This is a genomic window from Micromonospora sp. NPDC050495 (assembly GCF_040655175.1).
Taxonomy (GTDB): domain Bacteria; phylum Actinomycetota; class Actinomycetes; order Mycobacteriales; family Micromonosporaceae; genus Micromonospora.
This window is the reverse complement of the sequence record NZ_JBFAJK010000129.1, coordinates 1-1,242: the sequence shown is the minus strand read 5'-3', so window position 1 is coordinate 1,242 and position 1,242 is coordinate 1. Positions and strand designations below refer to the sequence as shown.

Here is a 1,242-nt window from a genome sequence, read left to right as displayed (position 1 = left end):
CAAAATTTTTCTGCTTAGCATCTTTTAGTTCTTCACTGTATTTTTGATCAAGTTTACTTAATTTTTTAACCGCAAATTGTAAAATGAAGTTAGCCACCTTGAGTCAAGCAAAAAACATCTGAATCTCTTATACTAGAAGTTCGACCAAATAGTATAAAAAGGAAATTCAGATGCAAGACTATTCTATCACAAGCCAGAGCAAAGGGAAACACCTGACCAATCAAGACCGTTTAAACATTGAACGTTGGCACAATAAAGAAGGACTGAGCAACCGTGAGATTGCGCGCTTATTGAATAAAGCTCATGGGACGATTGACAGAGAGATGAAGCGAGGGGAAATCCAGCTCAAGCGGAAGGTAAAATACTCTGCTAAAAAGGCTCAAGAAAATTATGAAGGATTGAGGGCTCACAGTGTTCGTCCGAGTAAACTCACGACTGAGATTGATTGTTATGTGAGTACACGTCTTAAAGAAGACAAGGACTCTTTGGAAGTCATTCATCAGGCTCTAAAAGGAGTTTCTCTGAGCAGCCTCTACAATTGGGTCAACTGGGGCTGGTTAGAAGCCAAGCGTCATCATCTTTTCTATCCGCAGTATAAGGCGGCAAAGAAAATCAAACCTCGTGCGCCAAAGCATCCTTTTGGCAAGTCTATTGAAGAACGGCCTGAGTTCATTAACAATCGCTTAGAAGTGGGGCATTACGAGATTGACACGGTCATTCTTACGAGAGCTAAGAACAAGGTGCTTTTGACGCTCACAGAGCGAAAATACCGCACGGAGATCATTCGCTTGATTGATGGGAAAACAGCACAGGCGGTCAATGATGAGCTGGTGGAACTTCAAAAAAGTTATGACTTCAAATCCATTACCCCTGACAATGGCCATGAATTTGCAAGGCTCTCTGAGGACGTAAGCTGTCCAGTTTACTATGCACACGCCTACGCGAGCTTTGAGCGAGGGACGAATGAAAACCATAACCGAATGATTCGTAGGCATCTGCCAAAAGGCACAACAAAGACGACCCCTGAAGAAGTCGCCGCTATCGAGTATTGGATGAACCATTATCCAAGAAAAATGTTCAACTATAAGAGTTCATATGAGATGAGCTTGGCTGGCTAACTTGGACTTGCAATTTGCGTTTATCTTCAAAAGTTCTATTTACTGAACTTGTTGATGAATCAGAATTAGAAAAATATAATGGTATTAGAAGTATCTTAGATAACCTTTCTGTTTTCGGTGCACC

The 1,242-nt window shown here is 41.4% G+C and carries 1 protein-coding gene; it reads left to right on the top strand.

All coding sequences use genetic code 11. The features are described 5' to 3' along the window. Nucleotides 1–170 precede the first annotated feature (170 nt). Nucleotides 171–1,118 carry an IS30 family transposase gene (locus AB0I11_RS34415; protein WP_351004109.1) on the top strand — a complete coding sequence of 316 codons (948 nt, stop codon included), beginning with the start codon at nt 171–173 and terminating at the stop codon, nt 1,116–1,118. Nucleotides 1,119–1,242 lie beyond the last annotated feature (124 nt).

Bases quoted from the DNA above. Each gene is read 5' to 3' on its own strand.
- AB0I11_RS34415 (WP_351004109.1), top strand. From the start codon at position 171: ATGCAAGACTATTCTATCACAAGCCAGAGCAAAGGGAAACACCTGACC.